This window comes from Methylobacterium sp. 174MFSha1.1, from assembly GCF_900116815.1.
Classification (GTDB): Bacteria; Pseudomonadota; Alphaproteobacteria; order Rhizobiales; family Beijerinckiaceae; genus Methylobacterium.
In genome coordinates, this window is sequence record NZ_FPCB01000006.1 from 302,362 (window position 1) to 322,383 (window position 20,022).

The window sequence follows — 20,022 nt, forward strand, 5'->3', positions numbered from 1 at the left end:
GGACGAGGGCGCGGGTGGGATAGAAAAACGCTTCGCGGCCCCGTCCTCGACGTCGAACAGGCCCTCACGCCCCACCCTCCTGCAACACCTGCGAGACCTCTTCCGGCGACACCGCGATTCGGGCGAGCATCGCCGGATCCAGCGGCCGCCGGGGCAGGATTTCGGGCAGGATCCGGCGCAGGTAGGCGATGGTCGCCGCCGTCGCCTCGCGCCGGTACGCCTCGGTGACGAGTCCGTGGCGGCCGTAGGATAGGGACCAGACGCCGTCCATCGCTGCGGCGGCGATCTCGAGATGCGCGACGAAGTCCGGGATGACCGGCATCCGGAAATAGGCTTCGAACATCCGGGCGCGGCTCACCGCGATGCGGGCATTGCCGGTGAGGTCGGCCTTGCGCACCGCGACGCTGACGCCGGCCCCGAGGAACAGCCGGAGCGCGGCCGGTCGCCCGTTCTGGAACTCGGCCGCGCGGCAGTGCTTGCGGTCGATGAGCTCCTGCCAGGTCTGCGGCTCGGGATCGGCCAGCACCTCGATCGAGCGGCGGTAGATCTCCTCGTTGAAGCGGAGCGCCAGCGCCACGAAGGCCGCGTTGCGGTTGGGGAAGAAGTGGTAGACCGAAGGCAGCGGCACCCCGGCCGCCGCCGCGATGTCGGCAAGGCTGATGTCGCCGGCGCCGTTTTCGGCGAGCAGGGATTCGGTCGCGTCCAGGATCAGGTTGAGGCGCGCGACGCCCCGCCGGCGCAGTGGCCGGGCCGGTCTCTCGGGCGTCGTGTCCTGGTCCATCCTGGCGGGGCGCTTCCTTGCACCGGCCGCGTCCGGCCGATCGGTCCTCGATTGCTCACCGATCCCGCATCGACGCAAGAGCCTCGCCGAGGATCGCGTCGGTGCCGAGCTTGCCGGGCTTGAGGAACAGGGAGAGCGGAATCGGTGCCTCGGCGACGCAGAAGCCGGCGCCGAGCGTGCTTTCCGGCAGCGCCCGCACCCGGGCGATCCCCAGCGCGGCGGCGACGGCGCCCGAGGTCTCCCCGCCCGAGACGACGAGGCGGCGCACGCCGCGGTCGACGAGCCCGGCGGCGATCCCTGCGAGAATCCGCTCGGCCCGCCGCGCCGCCCCCATCGCGCCGTGCCGATCTTGCGCCCGCGCGACGTCCTCGGGACTGCTCCGCGTCGCGATGGCGAGGGGATGCGCGCCGATCCGCGGGGCGGCCCAGTCGAGCGCCTCCGCGACGAGCGCCGCTTCGGGCCGTTCGTCGGCGACGTCGAGGGTGAAGACCGTGGCCTTTTCCGCGAAGGCGGCGACCTGTGCCTGCGCCACCGGCCCGACGCTGCCGACGAGCACCGCCCCGGGCCCGTCGACCAAGTGGACGGGGACCGGCGCCTCCGCCCGGATCCCGCGCCGGAGCGCCAGGGCGACGATGTGGGCGTCGCTGCCGAGGGTGGCGCGATCGGCCTCCGCGAGCCGCGCGCCCGTCGCCGCGTCGGCGTCGTCGCTGCAATCCATCAGCACCAGCTCGGCTCCCGCGGCGACGAGACGCTGCAACTCGGTGCCGGCGGCCTCGAATCCCGCCGCGAGCCAGCGATGCGCCAGCAGCGCGACGCGCGCGCGGGTCTGCCGGCCGAGGCTCCGGACGAGGTCGGGGTCGCTCATCGGCGTCACCGGATCGAGGCGCTTGATCGATTCCGAGACCAGCCGGCCGCGATAGAACAGGTAGCCCTGGTGCACCGTGATCCCGAGGCGCGGCAACCCGGCGCTCATCAGCAGCGGCCGCTGGCCGTAGCGGGCGGCGAGCCAGTCGGCGACCGGCCCGATATTGCCGGCATCGGTCGAATCGAAGGTGGCGCCGACCTTGTAGGCGACCTGGGCGCAGCCCGCCGCGTCGAGCCGGCGGGCGAGGCGGGCCACCTCGGCGACCGCCTCGGCCGCGGGCGCGAGCCGCGCGCGGGTCGCGTAGATCGCGATGCCGGACCCGGAGGGCTCAGGGGGGCCGCCGTCGAGCACCACCGGCGCCGCGAGACCTTCCGCCTCGATGGCGCCGGCGATCATCACCGCGCCGGTGAGGTCGTCCGCGATGATCCCGAGCTGCATGGCATCGTGCCCGCTTCGTGCGTCGTCAGAGGGAAAAAGCCTACTTCGTCAGCCAGGCCGTCCAGCGCGCGCGCAGCCGGTCGCGGTTGTCGCCGATCCACTTGAAGTCCGGGTCGACGAGGCCGGCATAGTTCGCCGGATAGGTCGCGAAGAGCTTCTGCTCGTCCTCGGGCAGGCCGGCGAGGCCCTTCGACGACGAGGTGGCGTAGCCGACGGCCCGCATGAAGTCGGGGTGACTCGCCGAGGTCTGGTAGAAGTAGTCGATGAACTTCAGCGCGCCCTTCGGGTTCGGCGCGCCCTTGAGGATCGCGAAGTAGCCGGTGTCCCGCAGCGCCCCGTCCCAGGCCATGGCGAAGGGCGCGCCGTCCTTGATCGTGGCGAGCGACCGGCCCGAATAGGACATGGTCATCACCACCTCGCCGTCGCGCATGATCTGCTGGACCTGGTTGCCGGTCTTCCACCACACGGCGATCTGGGGCCGGATCTCGTCGAGCTTCCTGTAGGCGCGGTCGAGGTCGAGGGGAAACAGCTTGTCCTTCGGGACGCCGTCGGCGATGAGCGCGACCGTCGGCACCCACCAGTCGCGGTCGCCGGTATCCGGCAGGCCGCGCGGTCCCGGAAAATCCTTCACGTTCCAGAAATCCGCCCAGGTCTTCGGGGCGCGGCCGCCGAAGGCGGTCTTGTTGTAGGTCAGCACCATGCCGCCGGTGGTGCGCGCCACGCCCTTCGGCTGGCAGGCGCCCGGCAGGGCGTAGTCCTTGACGTGGGCGAGCTCGCCGCAGGGGATGTCCATCAGCATCTCGGCGCGGCTGACGAGGTCCGGCCCGGTCGCCGTGACGATGTCGAACTCGACGCGCTTCGTGCGCACCATGCCCTCGGCGCGGGCCCACTGGTCCGGCACCTCGATGTCGAAGGGCACGATCTCGGTGCCGGTCGCCTTGGCGAAGGGCCGGTACATCAGCTTCTCGAGGGTGTTGCGCATCAGCCCGCCGGTCGTGGCGATCACCACCTCGTCGGCGGCGGCGGGCGCGGTGGCCACCACCATGGTGGCGAGCGCGGCAACGATCGTTCGTCTCAGCGTCACGGTGACCTCCTCTCGGTGCCCGGTGCGGGCCGGCGGTTCGAGCATTCTCCGACGAAGTGGAAACCGGTTCGTCGCAGAAAATGCGGCAAAATCAAAAAGCTGGAGCACCGCCTGATCGCAGCGCGATCGGGCGGTGCTCTCGCTCACGCCGCCTTCCTCTGGCCGGCGCGGCGCAGGAGCGCGGCGCTGACCAGGATCGTGACCGACAGGCCGGTCAGCAGCACGGCGATGGCCGGGATGATCGGCGTCAGGTTCTGCTCGATGTCGTCGAACATCATCCGCGGCAGGGTCTTGTCGCGGATGCCGGCGAGGAAGAACGACACCACCGGCTCGTCGAACGAGATGATGAAGGCGAAGAGCGCCCCCGACACGACGTTCGGCAGGATCAGCGGCAGCGTCACCAGGCGGAAGGCGGTGAAGCGCGGGGCGCCGCAGATCATCGCCGCGTCCTCCAGCGCCGGATCGACGCTCGCCAGGGCCGCGGTCACCGTGAACACCACGAAGGGCATCGCGATCACCGCATGCGCCAGCACGTAGCCGAGGCGGGTGCCGCCGAGCCCGGTGCGCTGGAAGAACAGGTAGAGCGCCACGGCGAGCGCGATGTGCGGCACGACGATCGGCCCGATGAGCAAAGCCCGGAACACCGCCCCGATCGCGCCGGCGCCGCGCAGGGTGGCGTAGGCCGCCATGGTGCCGATGGTGGTGGCGACGAGCGCGGTCGCGGCGGCGATCTCCAGGCTGAACCGGAACGCCCCCATCCAGCGCCGGTCGTCGAAGAATTCGGCGAACCACTGCGTGGTGAAGCCCTTCGGCGGGAAGGTCAGGTAGGTCGTCTCGCTGAACGCCATCGGCAGGACGACGAGGATCGGGACCAGCACGAAGGCGAGGATCGCGGCCACCACCGCATCGAGGACCCGGGGCCTCACGCGCGCGCTCCCATCAGGCGGTCGAACCCGAACAGGCGGCCGAAGGCGAGGGTGATGCCGGTCACGAACAGCGTCAGCACGCCGACGAGCGCCGCGGCGAACGGCCAGTCGAGGTTCTCGCGGATCTGCTGCGAGATCAGCGTCGCGATCATCATCTCCTGCGGCGAGCCGAGGAGCGAGGGGGTGATGAAGTAGCCGAGCGCCGACAGGAAGACGAGGATGAAGCCGCCGGTCACCCCGGGCAGGGCCAGCGGCAGCGTCACCTCCCGGAAGGCCCGGGCCGGGCCCGCGCCGCAGATCGCTGCGGCCCGCGCCAGGTCGGGCGGGATGTTGCGTAAGGCGCCGTAGATCGGCAGCACCATGAACGGCATCAGCACGTGGGTCATCGCCACCACCACCGCTCCTTGCGTGTAGAGCAGCTTGACCGGCGCGTCGGTGAGCCCGAGCCCGACGAGAGTGGTGTTTACCAGCCCGTTGCGCTGCAAGAGCACCGCCCAGGCGGCGGTGCGCACCAGCACCGAGGACCAGAACGGCAGCAGGATGCAGGCGGTGACGAGGGCGAGCTTCGGGCCCTTCGAGCGGGCCATCACGGCGGCGACCGGGAAGGCGAGGATCAGCGACAGGAGGCTGACGAGGAGCGCGATGCGCAGCGTCCGCAGCAGCACCGTGGCGTAGACCGGGTTCTGGAAGACCCGGGCGTAGTTCGTCAGGCCCGGCTGCGGCTCGGTCACCGAGATCGCCAGCAGGCTCAGCAGCGGGTACAGGAAGGCGAGGAACAGGAGCGAGAAGAACGGCAGCAGCAGGCCGACGATCGCCGCCCTGGACATCCGCCGCCCGCGCGCCGCCAAAAATCCCTTCGCGAAGAATCCTGGCTTCGAGAGGCCCGTCATGGCTCCTCCGCCGGGTAGAGCAGGGCCGCGCCGGCCGGGACGACGAGGCCGATCCGCGCGCCGGGTTCGAGCGGCGGCAGGCCGGCGCTCGGCGCCCGAGCCCGGACCGGCGCGCCGTCCTGAAGCGTCGCGATGACGAGGGTGCCGGCGCCGCCATAGACGATGTCGGTGACGGTCGCCGGCAGGGCGCCCGCGCGGTCGGGCGCCGCGATCTCGATCCGCTCGGGCCGCACGGCGAGGATCGCGGGACCGGGCGGCACGGCCGTGATCGCGGCGTCCGGCCCCAAGGGTACCGCCTGCCCGGCGATGCGCGCCGCGCGCCCGTCCCAGGCGACGGCGATCCGGTTCATGTCGCCGATGAAGCCGGCGGCGAACAGGTTGGCGGGCCGCTCGTAGAGTGTCCGCGCCGGAGCGATCTGCTGCACGCGGCCCTGGCGCAGGATCGCGACCCGGTCGGCCATCGTCAGCGCCTCGCCCTGGTCGTGGGTGACGAACACGATGGTGATGCCGAGTTCGGAATGCAGCCGCTTGATCTCGATCTGCATCTCCTCGCGCAGGTTCTTGTCCAGCGCCGAGAGCGGCTCGTCCATCAGCAGCACGCGCGGCTGGTAGACGATGGCGCGGGCGAGCGCGACGCGCTGCTGCTGCCCGCCCGAGAGCTGGCGCGGCATGCGCGTCCCGAAACCCGAGAGCCGTACCACGTCGAGCGCCGCCTCGGCGCGGGCCCGCCGCTCGGCCCGGCCGATGCCGCGCATCTTGAGCGGGAAGGCGACGTTGTCGGCGACGCTCAGGTGCGGGAACAGCGTGTAGTGCTGGAAGACCATCCCGATGTTGCGCCGGTGCGGCGGCAGCCGGGTGCAATCCTCGCCCCCGATGAGAATGGTCCCCTCGTCCGGTAGGTCGAAGCCCGCGAGGCTCATCAGCACGGTCGACTTGCCCGAGCCGGACGGGCCCAGCAGCGCGACGAACTCGCCGGCCGCGATCTCCAGCGAGACGGCGTCGACGGCGGTGACCGAGCCGAACCGGCGGGTCAGGCCGCGCACGCTGATCGCCGCGCCCTTCGTCGCCCCGGTCCTCGCCGACTCGGTCGCACGCGGCTCTCCGGTGATGGCTCCGACTGCGCGCATCCCGTCTCCTCTCGGCTGAGGTGATATATCCATTGAAGCGGAACATGGCCGAATTTCAAAGCGCAAATTTCGGGAGGAGGGCGCTCGTTGGGTGGGCAGCGAGCCTCGATCGAGTCGGAGGGCGTTCGACGTGACGGACCGCGCTTCCACATCTCAGCGTCATTCCGGGGCCGTGCAGCGGCGCCGGAATGACGCGGAGGGTGTCTCTGCCGTCACGCAGATCAGCCTCACGATGGAGAGTCACGGCCGCAGAAACATTCTCGATCAGCTGTGCCGCTCAATCCGTCAGCTGCCGAGATACCCGATTTTTCGATGGCTTTCTCGCCGTCTCCCGCTTGACATCCCCTGCGCTGAGCGGAAGCTTGATATATCCGTTTTCGGTCCGCGCCGCGTCCCAGCGAGCGGGCCCGAGCGCGAAGGATCCTGTCTGATGCGAAGTGGGGTCGAGCGGCCGGACGGGGGCGATGCGGGTCTTCGGGCGCGCGCTGCTTCCGTGATCCCGGGCGGGATGTGGGGGCACCAGCGCGCGGCAGCAGTGCCGCGGGGCTACCCGCAATTCTTCGTCGGCGGCGACGGTGCCCGGGTCGAGGACGCCGACGGGCGCCACTACATCGATTTCATGTGTTCCTGGGGGCCGATCATCCTCGGCCATCGGCATCCGGCGGTGGCCGAGGCGGTCCGGCGCCAGCTCGACCGGGGGGACTGCCTCGACGGCCCGACGCCGCACGCGGTGGAGCTGGCCGAGACCCTGGTCGGGATGATTCCGCACGCCGACTGGGCTTTGTTCCAGAAGAACGGCTCGGACGCGATGACGACCTGCGTGACGCTGGCGCGGGCCGGGACCGGGCGCCGGAAGGTGCTGGTGGCACGCGGCGCCTATCACGGCGCCGTGCCGTGGTGCTCGCCCTCGCTCCTCGGCGTCACCACGGAGGACCGCGCCCACCTGCTGCACTTCCGCTACAACGACGTCGCGAGCCTGGACGAGGCCGTGGCGCAAGCGGGTGACGATCTCGCGGCGATCGTCGTGTCGGCCTTCCGCCACGATCTCGGCCAGGCGCAGGAATTGCCGACCCGGGACTTCGCCGCGGCGGCGCGGGCGGCCTGCGACCGGGTCGGCGCGGCGCTCGTCGTCGACGACGTGCGGGCCGGGTTCCGGCTCGATCTCGGCGGCAGCTGGGAGCGGGTCGGCGTGCGGCCCGACCTCGCCGGCTACTCGAAGGCGATCGCCAACGGCCAGCCGCTCGCCGCCGTCACCGGCAGCGAGCGGTTCCGCGATGCCGCCTCCCGCGTCTTCACCACCGGCTCGTTCTGGTATGCCGGCGCCCCGATGGCGGCGGCGGTCGCGACGCTGGCCGAATTGCGGGGGGTCGATGCACCCCGGGTGCTGGAGGAGGCGGGCCTGCGATTCCGGGCCGGGCTCGAGGAGCAGGCGGCCCGCCACGGCTTCGCCCTCGAGATCACCGGCCCGCCGGCGATGCCGATGGTGCTGTTCCGCGACGACCCGGAGGCGGCGCTGGGCGAGGTCTTCTGCCTCGAGGCGCTACAGCGCGGCGTCTACCTCCACCACCGCCACAACATGTTCCTGTCGCTCGCCCACACGCCGGAGGTCATCGACGTGGCGCTGGAGGCGACGGAGGGCGCTTTCGCGGCGCTCCGCCAATCACGAGCATGAGCCGCGAGGACGAGGCCGAGGTCCTGTCGGGCAGCGTCTACGCGCGGCTGCGTACGGCCCTGATCCGGGCCGAGTTGCGGCCGCATCACCGCCTCAAGGTCCGCGATCTGGCGCGCCAGATGGGCACCTCCGAGACGCCGGTGCGCGAGGCGCTGGTGCAGCTCGCCCATGACGGCGCGATCGAGATCAAGCCCCGGGCGCTCATCCGGGTGCGCCGCCTCTCGCTCGCCGAGTACCTGGAGATCCGCGACATCCGGCTCGAACTCGAACCGATGGCCGCCGAGCGGGCGCTGCCCCGGGTCGGCGAGGCCGAGATCGCCGAGCTCGCGGCGGCCCATGACCGCCTCGTCGCCGCCGAGGAGGGCGGCGACTGGCCTGTCGCGCTCGAGGCCAATGTCGACTTCCATTTCGGCCTCTACCGCCGCTCCGGCATGACGACCCTGACCGAGGTGCTGCACGGCCTGTGGACGCGCCTCGGCCCGATGCTGTCGGAGCTCTATCCGGGCGCGCGGCCGACCTATGCCGAGGAGCACCAGCACCTCGCGGTGCTCGACGCCCTGCGCCGCCGCGACGCGCCGGCCCTGCGCATGGCGATCCGCCAGGACCTGATCGAAGGCGGACGCCGCCTCGTGCGCCACCTCGCGAGCCTGGAGGCGGCGCCCGCCGCCGAACCGTCCCACCGGAGCCGACGGACATGAAGACGCCCTCCGCCACCAAGCCTCCCTTCGCCCATCCGGAGAACGGATCCCACGCGATCAAGCCCTGGGCGGTGCGCAAGGGCTACGCCGACGAGCATTTCCTGTCGGATTACCGCTTCCAGTTCCCGCGCGAGGACCCCGACCTCGCCGAGGTCTTCGTCTGCACCGACCGGATGTCGTTCGATCCGGGCGAGACGGTGGAGTTCTATGGCTCGACCACCGCCGAGACCTGGTCGATCCAGATCTACCGCGACGGGTTCGCGCCCGAGATGATGCACGAGGCCTTCGACCTGCCGGGGAGTTTCACCAAGACCTCCGAGACCGCCTACCAGGACGGCGTCGACTGGCCGGTGGTCCATTCCTGGCGCATCCCCGACGGTGCCCGGTCCGGCCTCTACCGGGTGGTCTCGACCTGCAAGCGCCGGGACGGCGAGCGGTTCGTCCAGCACCATTTCGTGGTCGTGCGGCCGACGAAGGCGACGCGGTCGGGCCGCATCCTCCTGATGCTCGCCACCGGCACCTGGACCGCCTACAACGACTGGGGCGGCGCCAACCATTATTTCGGCACCTGGGGTCCGAACCGGAACGAGGGCTCGCCGATCTTGAGCCTCAAGCGGCCCTGGACCCGAGGCATGCTCTGGCTGCCCAAGGGCGCGGCCCGCATCACCGTCTCGCCCCTGCCGGACATGAACGACGTCACCCGCTATCCCTCGAAGGAGTGGGGCTATTCCGGCGGCTGGGGCCAGTACTACGCCGCCGCCGGCTGGGCCCAGTTCGACCGCCACTTCGCCGTCTGGGCCGAGCGCGAGGGCTACGCCTTCGACGTCGTGACCCAGACCGACCTGCACATGCGGCCCGAGATCCTCGACGACTATAGCTGTCTCGTGACCTGCGGCCACGACGAGTACTGGTCGTGGGAGATGCGCAAGACGGTGGAGGCGTTCGTCGAGCGGGGCGGGGGCTTTGCCCGCTTCGGCGGCAACTTCCTGTGGCAGATCCGGCTCGAGGACGGGGGCAGCCGGCAGGTCTGCTGGAAGTTCAAGGCGCCGACGATGGACCCGGTCCGCGACGACCCCGCCCGCAAGCACCTGCTGACGGCATCCTGGGAGAGCGGCGGCGTGGCGTGGCCCGGGGCGTCGACGGTTGGCGTCAACGGCTGCCACGGGATGTACGGCAGCTGGGGCGGGTTCGCGCCCCGCGGCTCGCGCGGCTTCACGGTCTACCGGCCGGAGCACTGGGCCTTCCGGGGCACCGACCTGCGCTACGCCGACGTGTTCGGGGCCGAGGCCGGCATCTTCGGCTACGAGGTCGACGGGCTCGACTACACCTTCCGCCAGGGCCTGCCCTATCCGGTGCCGGCCCCCGGCGTTCCGGACAACATCGACATCCTGGCGATGAGCCCGGCGGTCCTGTTCGAGTACGAGCACGAGGGCGAGGGCACGCGCTACTACGTGCGCGACGGCGACCTGCACGGCCTCGCCGAGCTCGCGGCCGACGAGTATCCGGTCGCAAGGCGCAAGTTCCAGTACGGGTCCGGCATGCTGGTCGGCATGCCGCGCGGCAAGGGCGAGGTGCTGACCGCCGGCTCCTGCGAGTGGGTGATGGGTCTCACCCGCCACGACGCCTTCACGCAGGCCATCACCCGCAACGCCCTCGACCGGTTCTCGGGACAAGCGGAGTGACGGCGATGGTCGAGGACGCCCCGATGCAGCACGACATTGACCCGGACGCGACCGCGCGGGGCTGGCTCGACCGTTTCGCCCAGTCACTGTCCGCCGGCGACGCCCCCGCGGTCGCGGCACTCTTTGCCCCCGATTGCTGGTGGCGCGACTTCGTCGCCTTCACCTGGACCATCGCCACGGTCGAGGGCCGCCCGGCGATCGAGGCCCGGGCGGCCGCCACCGCGGCGGCCACGCAGGCGGGGGGCTTCGCCCTCGAACGCCCGGCGGTCCGGACCGGCGGCACGGTCGAGGCGTGGTTCCGCTTCGAGACCGCCCTCGGGCGCGGCCTCGGCCAGGTCCGGCTGGTCGACGGCCTCGCCCGCACGCTGTTCACCACCTTGCGCGAGCTGAAGGGGTTCGAGGAGCGGCAGGGGCCGACCCGCGAGGCGGGGACGCAGCACGGCGCGATCCGCGGCCGCCGGACCTGGGCCGACCGCCGCGCCGAGGAGGCGCGCCTCGGCCTCGACCGTCAGCCCTACTGCCTGATCGTCGGTGGCGGCCAGGGTGGGCTCGGCCTCGCCGCCCGGCTCAAGCGCCTCGGCGTGCCGACGCTGGTCGTCGATGCCTTGCCCCGGCCGGGCGATGCCTGGCGGCGGCGCTACCGCTCGCTCTGCCTGCACGATCCGGTCTGGTACGACCACATGCCGTACCTGCCCTTCCCGGAGCATTGGCCGATCTACACGCCCAAGGACAAGATGGGCGACTGGCTCGAAGCCTACGCGTCGATCATGGAGCTCGACCTCTGGAGTTCCACCACCTGCCGGTCGGCCGCCTACGACGAGGCCGAGGGCCGGTGGACCGTGACCGTCGCGCGCGACGGCGAGACCCACGTGCTGACCCCCCAGCACCTCGTCCTCGCCACCGGCCTGTCGGGTGTGCCGAACGAGCCGGCCTATCCGGGGGCGGGGCGCTTCCGCGGCGCCCACCACCATTCGAGCCGTCATCCCGGCGGCGCCGGGTTCGCCGGGAAACGCTGCGTCGTGGTGGGGGCGAACAACTCGGCCCACGACATCGCCGCCGACCTGTGGGAGCACGGGGCCGAGGTCACGATGGTGCAGCGCTCGCCCACCCTGGTGGTGCGCGCCGAGAGCCTGCAGCGCCACGGCCGCCCGCTCTACTCGGAGGAGGCGGTCGCCGCCGGGATCGACGCCGACCGTGCGGATCTCATCGCCGCCTCGACCCCCTACGCGCTGCTCCCCGACCTGCTGAAGCCGGTCATGCGCCGCATCCGCGACGAGGACGCCGCCTTCTACGCGTCCCTGGAGAAAGCGGGATTCCTCCTCACCTTCGGCGAGGACGAGACCGGCATCGGCTTGATGTATCCCCGCCGGGCCTCGGGCTACTACATCGACGTCGGCGCCTCCGGGCTCATCGCCTCGGGCGAGATCCGGCTTAAGAGCGGCCGGGGCGTGAGCCACCTGACCGAGGACGCCGTGGTGCTCGACGACGGCACCGTCCTGCCCGCCGACCTCGTCGTCTCCGCTACCGGCTACGGCCCGATGACCGACTGGGCGGCGCGGCTGATCTCGCCCGGGGTGGCCGCGCGGGTCGGCCCGTGCTGGGGCATCGGCTCGGGCACCGCGCGCGATCCCGGCCCCTGGCACGGCGAGTTGCGCAACATGTGGACGCCGACCGCCCAGCCGGGCTTGTGGTTCCACGGTGGCAACCTCCAGCAGTCGCGCCACTTCTCGCGTTACCTCGCCTTGCAGTTGAAGGCTCGGTTCGAGAGATTGCCGGTGGTGGTCGGCGGGGTGCCGGGTCCGGCGGTGGGGTGATCCGTGGCGGTCATCGTTTGGACGATGAAGCATCGTCAGGTTAGGCGGCTGATTGGGGCTATAATTCGCTCAGATCGAATATCTCAGGCTCCCCTTTCCCGGACGACTGTAGCGAAGCGGAAGGAGATCCGGGAAAGGGGGCACGAAACGGAGTCGCCCGCCCGTCTCGAATGGCTTTGTGACAATGCCGAAGGCTGTCCATCCAAGCCTGCCTGACCCCGCTCGGTTCATCACGATCATCGGTGCCGCACCGATCAGCGCCCACGCCCACCCGGCCTCCGGCACGACGCGCAACCCACTTTAATTCGTATCGCCCAACAATACGACCGAACCGCCCATCGCAACGAACGGGTTGAACCGGGGCCATTCCCTGCTATCCTGGCCTAGACCTTGCAGGTCCCTTGACGGATTAGGCCACTTGCGGGAGGGCTCACGTGACCGGGCTCAGGGACGACACGGCATCGACCGGTTCACGGACCGCCGACGCTCCGCCGCGGGGCGGCTGGCCCCGGCCGGTCCGGGCACGGGGAGTCTAGCGCCGATGCTCCGCACCGTTCTGCAACGGCTGCTGCTCGCCGTCCCGGTCCTCCTCGGCGTGCTGCTCGTCGGCTTCCTGTTGATGCAGGTCGTGCCCAACGATCCGGCGGTGGTCCGGGCCGGGCCGACGGCGACGCAGGACGTCATCGAGGCGATCCGGCGCGATCTCGGCCTCGACCAGCCGCTCTGGATCCAGTTCCTGATCTATCTCGGGCGCCTGCTGCGGGGCGATCTCGGCGTCTCGATCATCAACAACATGCCGGTGATCGAGGAACTCGGGAACACGATCGGGCCGACGCTCGAACTGATGCTCGCCTCGCTGATCTGGTCGGTGCCGCTCGGCATCGGGCTCGGCACGGTCGGCGCCTACTGGCGCGGCCGCTGGCCCGACCGGCTGGTCGTGGCGGCCTCGGTCGCCGGCGTGTCGGTGCCGGTCTTCCTGCTCGGGCTCGGCCTCGTCTGGCTGCTGGGCTTCCACTGGCAGATCCTGCCCTTCACCGGCCGCACCGGGCCGCTCTGGACGTGGGAGGGGCTCCAGGGCGTGATCCTGCCGGCGGTGACGCTCGGCGGCGTCTTCGTCGGGCCGGTCGCCCGCATGACCCGCAGCTCCGTCCTCGACGTGCTGGGCGCCGACCACGTCCGCACCGCCCGGGCGAAGGGCCTGACCGAGCGCGCCGTCGTCCTGCGGCACGCGTTGCGCAACGCCCTGATCCCGGTCGTCACCCTGATCGGGCTGCAGATCGGCTTCCTCCTCGGCGGCGCGGTGGTGGTCGAGACGATCTTCAGCTGGCCCGGCATCGGGCGGCTCGCGGTCGGCGCGATCCTGTCGAGCGACGCGCCGATGGCGCAGGGCACCATCATCGTGCTCTCGGCCGGCTTCATCCTGATCAACCTGATCGTCGACGTGCTCTACGCCTTCCTCGATCCCCGCATCCGCGAGGCCCGATGAGCAATCCGATCGCCCTCACGCCCGAGGCGAGCCCGCACGCCGCCTTCGCGGTCACCGCCCGTCCCTCCGTCCTGCGCTTCCTCCTGCGCGAGCCGGCGAGCGCCGTGGCGCTCGTCGCCGTCGCGCTGCTCGTGCTGGCGGCGCTCCTCGCGCCCTGGCTCGCGCCGACCGACCCCTATGCCGGCGACCTCGCCAACACCCTCAAAGTCCCGGGCGACGGCTTTCTGCTGGGCACCGACGGGCAGGGGCGCGACATGGTCACCCGCCTGCTGTTCGGCCTGCGGATGACGCTCGCGATGAGCGGTGTGGCCGTCGTCATCGGCTGCGGGATCGGCGGACTCGTCGGGTTCGCCGCAGCCTATTACCCGCGGGTCTCCGGGCTCCTGATGCGCCTGATGGACGTGCTTTTGTCGTTCCCGGCGATCCTCTTCGGTCTTGCGCTGACGGCGATCGTCGGGCCCGGCCTCACGGCGGTGCTCGCCGCGCTCTCGATCGCCACCATCCCGCTGATGGCGCGGGTGGTGCGCGGGGCCGCGATCGTGGTGCTGCAGCAGGACTACATCGAGGCCGCCCGGGCGATCGGCATGGGCGACGGCCGTATCCTGACGAAGTACGTCCTGCTCAACTGCCTCTCGCCGATCTTCGTCTTCGTCACCCTGCGCTTCGGTCAGGTGATCCTGCTCGGCTCGCTCCTGTCCTTCATCGGGCTGGGCGCCCAGCCGCCGATGGCCGAACTCGGGGCCATGGCGTCGGACGGGCGCAACTTCCTGTTCTTCGCCCCCCACGTCTCGGTCCTGCCGAGCCTGCTGATCTTCATCGTCGTGCTCGCCTTCAACGTGCTCGGCGACGGCCTGCGCGACGCCCTCGACCCCCGGATGCGCCGCTGACCCCTTCGAGAGGATTTTTTTCGATGAAGACGCTCGCCATGGCCGCTTGGGCGGCCGGCCTCTCGCTGCTCGGCCTCGCCCCGGCGCTCGCCCAGACGAAGGCGCCGCTCACCATCCTGCGGGTCATCGACGCCGATCGCTACGATCCCGTGCGGTCGACCGCGACCGCCGCCTCCGAGATCATCTTCATGCTGGCCGACACCCTGGTCAGCCTCGACTTCGACATGAAGACGGTGAAGCCGTTCCTGGCGAAATCCTGGACGGCGTCCGAGGACGGCCGGACCTACACCTTCGACCTGCGCCAGGACGTGAAGTTCTGCGACGGCCGGCCGATGACCGCCGAGGACGTGGTCTACTCGCTCAAGCGCTGGATCGACCCGGCCACCCGCTCGCCGGTCGCGAGCCGCGCCGGCAAGGTGAAGGACATTCGCGCCACCGACGACCACACGGTCGTCTACGAGTTGCAGGAGCCGTTCAGCGACCTCCTGTACCAGCTCACGCAATCCTTCGGCTCGATCGTCGACAAGAACACGGTCGAGAAGCTGGGGCAGAATTTCGGGGTCCAGGGCTTCAACGCCACCGGGCCGTATTGCTGGGTCAGCTGGACGCCCCGCCAGGACCTCGTGATGAAGAAGAACCCCCATTACACCTGGGGTCCGCCGATCTACAAGAACCCGAAGCCGGAGATCGACCAGATCGTCTGGAAGGTTGTGCCCGAGGCCAACACCCTGATGGCCGCCATGCAGGCGCGCCAGGCCGACATCACCTATTACCCGCCGCTGTTCTCGATCGACACGATGCAGCGCGTGCCGGGCCTCAAGGTCCAGCAGCAGAAGGACTACATCTACGACGTCTTCTTCGCCTTCCGGGTCAACAAGCCGGTCGCGAGCGATCCGGCGATCCGGCGCGCCGCCAGCATGGCGGTCAACAAGGATGCGATCGCCAAGGCGGTCTATTTCGGCCACGGCACGCCGCTGCACTCGCTCTTGAGCCCGACCGTGCTCGACTATGACGCCAAGGCGGCGACGCTGATGCCGACATTCGATCCGGCCGGCGCCGCCAAGGTCCTCGACGAGGCCGGCTGGACGCCCGGGCCGGACGGCATCCGCGTGAAGGACGGCCAGAAGGCCAGCTTCCTGGTCTACGGCATCCGCGACGACCAGAACCCGCGCATCTCCGAGGCGATGCAGGCCGACCTGCGCAAGGTCGGCATCGAGATGCGGATCCAGCTCTGGGACGCGACCGTCGCCTGGGGCAAGCTCGCGACGCAGGAATTCGACGCCTTCATGCTGTCCTACCCTTACGGGACCGCGACCGAGGCGCTGAACCTCTACTTCAAGAGCACGCAGGCGCCGACGCCGAACCGCATGAACTGGAAGGACGAGAAGACCGACCAGCTCATCGACGCCGCCGCCACCGCGACCGATCCGGCCAAGCGCAAGGAGGCGAATGCCGAGACGCAGCGCCTGCTCACCGCCGCCAACGTCTGGATCCCCCTCGTCACGCGCCAGCTCTGGGTCGTGTCGGGCGACCGCGTCGAGGGCGTGCGGCCGCACGGGCTCTACGGCGCCGGCCTCTACAAGGGCCTCGATTTGAGCCTGAAGCGGTAGGGGGCCGATCCTTTGCCCCTCGCCGCCGCCCGCCCGAATCCTAGCCCGGACCATCCGACGGTCACGCCGCGCGGCGCCCCCGCGCCGGCGCCGGCGCCGATCCTCGACATCCGCGACCTCACCACCACCTTCGCGACGCCGCGGGGCGCGATCCGCCCGGTGGACGGCGTCTCGCTCTCGGTGCCCGCGGGGCGCACCCTCGGCATCGTCGGCGAGAGCGGCTGCGGCAAGAGCATGCTGTCGCTCTCGCTGATGGGGCTCGTGCCGGCCCCCGGCCGGATCACGGGCGGCTCGATCCGGCTCGAGGGGCGCGAGCTCGTCGGGCTGGCGCCGGCCGAGTTCCGGCGTCTGCGCGGCAGCCGCATCGCGATGATCTTCCAGGAGCCGATGACGAGCCTGAACCCGGTCCACACGATCGGCACGCAGATCGTCGAGGCGCTGCGGGAGCATGAAGACCTGCCCGCGCGGGCGCTCAAGGAGGCGGCGGTCGCCGCGCTGCGCCAGGTGCGCATCCCGGCGCCCGAGCGGCGCTTCGACGAGTATCCCCACCAGCTCTCCGGCGGCATGCGCCAGCGGGTGATGCTCGCGATGGCGCTCGCCTGCCGCCCGGCGCTCCTCATCGCCGACGAGCCGACGACGGCGCTCGACGTGACGATCCAGGCGCAGATCCTCGACCTCCTGCGCGAGCTGCAGGCCGAGACCGGGATGTCGATCATCCTGATCACGCACGATCTCGGCGTGGTCGCCCAGGTCGCCGACGAGGTGGCGGTGATGTATGCCGGCCGCATCGTCGAGCGCGCGCCGGTCGCGGCGATCTTCGACGATCCCCAGCACCCCTACACGATCGGCCTCATGGGCTCGATGCCGCGGATGGAGGACGAGCGCGACCGGCTCGTCGTGATCGGCGGCACCGTGCCGCCGCCCTTCGCCCTGCCGGCGGGGTGCCGGTTCAACCCGCGCTGCCCCTTCGCCGGGGAGGAATGCCGCGGAGGCTATCCGCCGCTCTCGGACATCGCCGCCGGCCATGACGTGGCCTGCTGGAAGGCCCCCGTGGAGGCGAACGGATGACGCCGCTCCTCGAACTCGACGACGTGCGCAAGCACTACCCGGTGCATCAGGGCCTGATCCTGCGCCGGCAGGTCGGCGCCGTCCGGGCGGTCGACGGCGTGTCGCTGCGCCTCGCCGCCGGGGAGACCCTGGCGGTGGTGGGCGAGAGCGGCTGCGGCAAGTCCACCCTGGCGCGGCTCGCGCTGCGGCTGATCGAGCCGAGCGGCGGCGCGATCCGCGTCAACGGGCGGGACGTCACCCGCGACGGCCGGGCGGCGTTGCGGCCCCTGCGCCGGCAGATGCAGGTGATCTTCCAGGACCCGTTCGCGAGCCTCAACCCGCGCATGTCGGTGGAGGAGATCCTGGCCGAGCCGATGCTGGTCCACGGCATCGGCGACGCCGCCTCCCGGGCGGCGAGGGTGCGCGAGCTCCTCGGCCTCGTCGGCCTCGCGAGCTACCACGCCGACCGCTTCCCGCACGAATTCTCCGGCGGCCAGCGCCAGCGCATCGGCATCGCCCGGGCGCTGGCGTTGAAGCCCCGGCTGATCGTCTGCGACGAGCCGGTCTCGGCCCTCGACGTCTCGATCCAGGCGCAGGTGGTGAACCTGCTCAAGGACCTGCAGGCTGAGTTCGGCCTCGCCTACCTGTTCATCTCGCACGGGCTGGCGGTGGTGAAGCACATGGCCGACCGGGTGGCGGTGATGTATCTCGGCCAGATCGTCGAGACCGCCCCGGCGAAGGCCCTCTACGCCGCGCCGCGCCATCCCTACACGCAGGCCCTGCTCGCGGCCGCCCCGGTGCCGGACCCGGCCCACCGCAACCAGCGCCCGACGCTCGGCGGCGACGTGCCGAGTCCGATGAACCCGCCCGCCGGCTGCCGCTTCCACACCCGCTGTCCCTTCGCGCAGGCCCGCTGCCGCGAGGAGGTGCCGCCTTTGCGCGGAATCGGACCGGCGCACGAGGCGGCCTGCCACTTCGCCGAGACGATTCCCGCCTTCACCCGCGTCGGTGGCGGCGAGCGCCATCCGCGTCTCCAGGCCCGGCTGGCGCTCTACGAGCGCAAGCGCGCCGCCATGATGGCGGCCGGGACGAATGCGGCGTGACGGGATCTGCTTCGATGGGCTGTGGACGATTTCACCCCCTCAGGGTCATTCCGGGGCCGCGCAGCGGAGCCCGGAATCCAGAACCGCTGATGGCGAAGAAAGAGGCGGGTTGCGTTCCGCCCTGTTCTGAAAGTCCTGCGCGTCTGGATTCCGGGCTTCGCTGCGCGGCCCCGGAATGACGCGGAGGGTTTCAAGACTGGTGGGCGACCCTGATCGGCTCCGACACGATAGAAAGCAGAGAAATCAATGGCGGCGTTCCCGAAAGCCGACACGATCCTGACCAACGGCCGCGTCTTCTGCGGCCTTAAGGAGGGCATGACCGAGGCCGTCGCACTCTGGGCCGGCAAAGTGCTGGCGACGGGCTCCGCGGCCGAGCTCGAACCGCTGATCGGGCCGGGGACGCGGGTGATCGACCTCAACGGCCGGCTCGCGACGCCGGGTCTCTACGACGCCCACATGCACCTTCTGCCCTACGGGCTCGGCATGCTCGACGTCGACGTGACGCCGGCCGCCGCCCGCACCCTCGACGATCTCCTCGGCAAGATCCGCGAGCGGGCGAGGACGCTGCCGCCGGGCCGCTGGATCCTGGCGCGGGGCTACGATCAGTTCGAGCTCGACGTGAAGCGGCATCCCTTCCGCGAGGAACTCGACGCCGTCGCGCCCGACCACCCGGTCTCCCTCGTGCGCGCCTGCGGGCACGTGACGATCGCCAACTCGATGGCGCTCAGGCTCGCCGGCATCGACGAATCGACGTCGGTGCCGCAGGGCGGCGCGATCGAGCAGCAGAACGGCCGCCTGACCGGGCTCCTCGCCGAGACCGGCCGCGACCGGTTGAAGGCCGTGCTGCCGCCGCCGACCGACGAGGACCTCGTCGCAGGCATCGAGCGGGCGGGCAAGGCGTGCCTGTCCTACGGCATCACCAGCGTGATGGATGCCGGCGTCGGCATGCGGGCGGGCTACCGCGAGGTCGCCGCCTACCGCAACGCCCAGCGCAGCGGCCGCCTGCCGGTGCGGGTGAACCAATGCCTGCTCGGCGGGCCCGGCGGCATCGTCGAGCAGGCATTCAAGGACGGCGTGATCACCGGCACCGGCGACGACATGCTCCGCGTCGGCCCGGTCAAGATCTTCACCGACGGCAGCGCCGGCGGGCGCACCGCCGCCATGTCCCGGGCCTATCTCGGCGAGCCGGAGACCCACGGGTTGTCGCTCCTGACCGACCCGGAGATGGACGCCTTCGTGGCGGACTATCACGCCAAGGGCTACCAGCTCGCCGTCCACGCGATCGGCGACGCGGCGATCGAGCAGACGCTCAACGCCTTCGACAAGGCGCTCACGGCCATGCCCGACCCGGCGCGGCGCCACCGCATCGAGCATTGCGGCTTCAACAGCTCAGGCCAGATCGACCGCATGGTGCGGCTCGGCGTCGAGCCGGTGCCGCAACCGGTCTTCATCTACGACTTCGGCGACCTCTACGTTTCGGTGCTGGGCGAGGCCCGGGCCGCCGCCTCCTACCCGATGAAGACCTGGCTCGACCGCGGCTTGGCTGCCGCCGCCTCCAGCGACGCGCCGGTCTGCGACATCAATCCGTTCCCGAACCTCTACACGATGACGACCCGCAAGACCTCGCGCGGCACGGTCATCGGCTGGGACGAGCGGCTGTCGATGCCCGAGGCCTTGCACGCCTACACGGCGCTCGGCGCCTTCGTGAACAAGGCCGAGGGCCATCGCGGCCGTCTCGTGCCGGGGCTGGCCGCCGACATCGCGGTGTTCTCGCGCGACCTGACGAAGGCGGCGCCGGACGAGATCCTGTCCGGCACGCGCTGCGACCTCGCCCTCCGCGGCGGCACGGTCGTCTACGACCGCGGCGGCGAAGCGGCCTGATCAGACAAGACGAGAGAAGGGGAGGGGACCC

The 20,022-nt window shown here is 71.0% G+C and carries 16 protein-coding genes; 10 read left to right on the top strand and 6 right to left on the bottom strand.

Translation table 11 applies throughout. The annotated features are described in order from the left end of the window. Positions 1-64 precede the first annotated feature (64 nt). From BM430_RS04785 to BM430_RS04810, 6 genes are all read right to left on the bottom strand, one after another. The gene (locus tag BM430_RS04785; protein ID WP_093565900.1) at positions 65-781 is read right to left on the bottom strand and encodes a TetR/AcrR family transcriptional regulator; all 717 of its coding nucleotides are present in this window, start codon (positions 779-781) and stop codon (positions 65-67) included. Positions 782-836: 55 nt separating this feature from the next. Continuing rightward, positions 837-2,084, bottom strand: coding sequence for a four-carbon acid sugar kinase family protein (locus tag BM430_RS04790; protein WP_093565905.1), 1,248 nt, complete (start codon positions 2,082-2,084; stop codon positions 837-839). A 40-nt stretch (positions 2,085-2,124) separates the two neighbouring features. Beyond that, positions 2,125-3,213: an extracellular solute-binding protein gene (locus BM430_RS04795; RefSeq protein ID WP_093565907.1), complete on the bottom strand. Its 1,089-nt coding sequence runs from the start codon at positions 3,211-3,213 to the stop codon at positions 2,125-2,127. 98 nt (positions 3,214-3,311) lie between these two features. Further along, a complete protein-coding gene (locus BM430_RS04800; RefSeq protein WP_244539322.1) occupies positions 3,312-4,094 on the bottom strand; it encodes an ABC transporter permease in 783 nt (260 codons plus the stop codon). After that, positions 4,091-4,921, bottom strand: coding sequence for an ABC transporter permease (locus tag BM430_RS04805; protein ID WP_244539332.1), 831 nt, complete (start codon positions 4,919-4,921; stop codon positions 4,091-4,093). Before BM430_RS04805 ends, BM430_RS04800 begins: the two co-directional genes overlap by 4 nt. A 59-nt stretch (positions 4,922-4,980) precedes the next feature. Next, positions 4,981-6,111 carry an ABC transporter ATP-binding protein gene (locus tag BM430_RS04810; protein WP_093565913.1) on the bottom strand — a complete coding sequence of 377 codons (1,131 nt, stop codon included), beginning with the start codon at positions 6,109-6,111 and terminating at the stop codon, positions 4,981-4,983. A gap of 430 nt (positions 6,112-6,541) precedes the next feature. Between BM430_RS04810 and BM430_RS04815 the strand changes: the two genes are divergently transcribed. From BM430_RS04815 to BM430_RS04860, 10 genes are all read left to right on the top strand, one after another. Continuing rightward, complete coding sequence (locus BM430_RS04815) at positions 6,542-7,783, top strand: aminotransferase class III-fold pyridoxal phosphate-dependent enzyme (RefSeq protein ID WP_093565915.1); 1,242 nt, start codon at positions 6,542-6,544, stop codon at positions 7,781-7,783. Further along, on the top strand, positions 7,780-8,481 hold the full coding sequence (locus tag BM430_RS04820; RefSeq protein WP_093565917.1) for a GntR family transcriptional regulator: 702 nt from the start codon (positions 7,780-7,782) through the stop codon (positions 8,479-8,481). The genes BM430_RS04815 and BM430_RS04820 overlap by 4 nt, the downstream gene beginning before the upstream one ends. Next, positions 8,478-10,163, top strand: coding sequence for a N,N-dimethylformamidase beta subunit family domain-containing protein (locus BM430_RS04825; protein WP_093565919.1), 1,686 nt, complete (start codon positions 8,478-8,480; stop codon positions 10,161-10,163). Before BM430_RS04820 ends, BM430_RS04825 begins: the two co-directional genes overlap by 4 nt. 5 nt (positions 10,164-10,168) lie before the next feature. Beyond that, positions 10,169-11,977: a flavin-containing monooxygenase gene (locus BM430_RS04830; RefSeq protein WP_093566017.1), complete on the top strand. Its 1,809-nt coding sequence runs from the start codon at positions 10,169-10,171 to the stop codon at positions 11,975-11,977. A gap of 541 nt (positions 11,978-12,518) precedes the next feature. Next, entirely contained in the window at positions 12,519-13,463 is a 945-nt protein-coding gene (locus BM430_RS04835) for an ABC transporter permease (protein WP_093565921.1), read from the top strand. Next, entirely contained in the window at positions 13,460-14,350 is an 891-nt protein-coding gene (locus tag BM430_RS04840) for an ABC transporter permease (protein ID WP_093565922.1), read from the top strand. Before BM430_RS04835 ends, BM430_RS04840 begins: the two co-directional genes overlap by 4 nt. Before the next feature lie 23 nt (positions 14,351-14,373). Beyond that, positions 14,374-15,960 carry an ABC transporter substrate-binding protein gene (locus tag BM430_RS04845; protein ID WP_210188408.1) on the top strand — a complete coding sequence of 529 codons (1,587 nt, stop codon included), beginning with the start codon at positions 14,374-14,376 and terminating at the stop codon, positions 15,958-15,960. A gap of 99 nt (positions 15,961-16,059) precedes the next feature. Further along, positions 16,060-17,028: an ABC transporter ATP-binding protein gene (locus BM430_RS04850; RefSeq protein ID WP_244539333.1), complete on the top strand. Its 969-nt coding sequence runs from the start codon at positions 16,060-16,062 to the stop codon at positions 17,026-17,028. Further along, the gene (locus BM430_RS04855) at positions 17,025-18,110 is read left to right on the top strand and encodes an ABC transporter ATP-binding protein (protein WP_093565925.1); all 1,086 of its coding nucleotides are present in this window, start codon (positions 17,025-17,027) and stop codon (positions 18,108-18,110) included. Before BM430_RS04850 ends, BM430_RS04855 begins: the two co-directional genes overlap by 4 nt. A gap of 246 nt (positions 18,111-18,356) precedes the next feature. Then, the gene (locus tag BM430_RS04860; protein WP_093565927.1) at positions 18,357-19,991 is read left to right on the top strand and encodes an amidohydrolase; all 1,635 of its coding nucleotides are present in this window, start codon (positions 18,357-18,359) and stop codon (positions 19,989-19,991) included. Positions 19,992-20,022 lie beyond the last annotated feature (31 nt).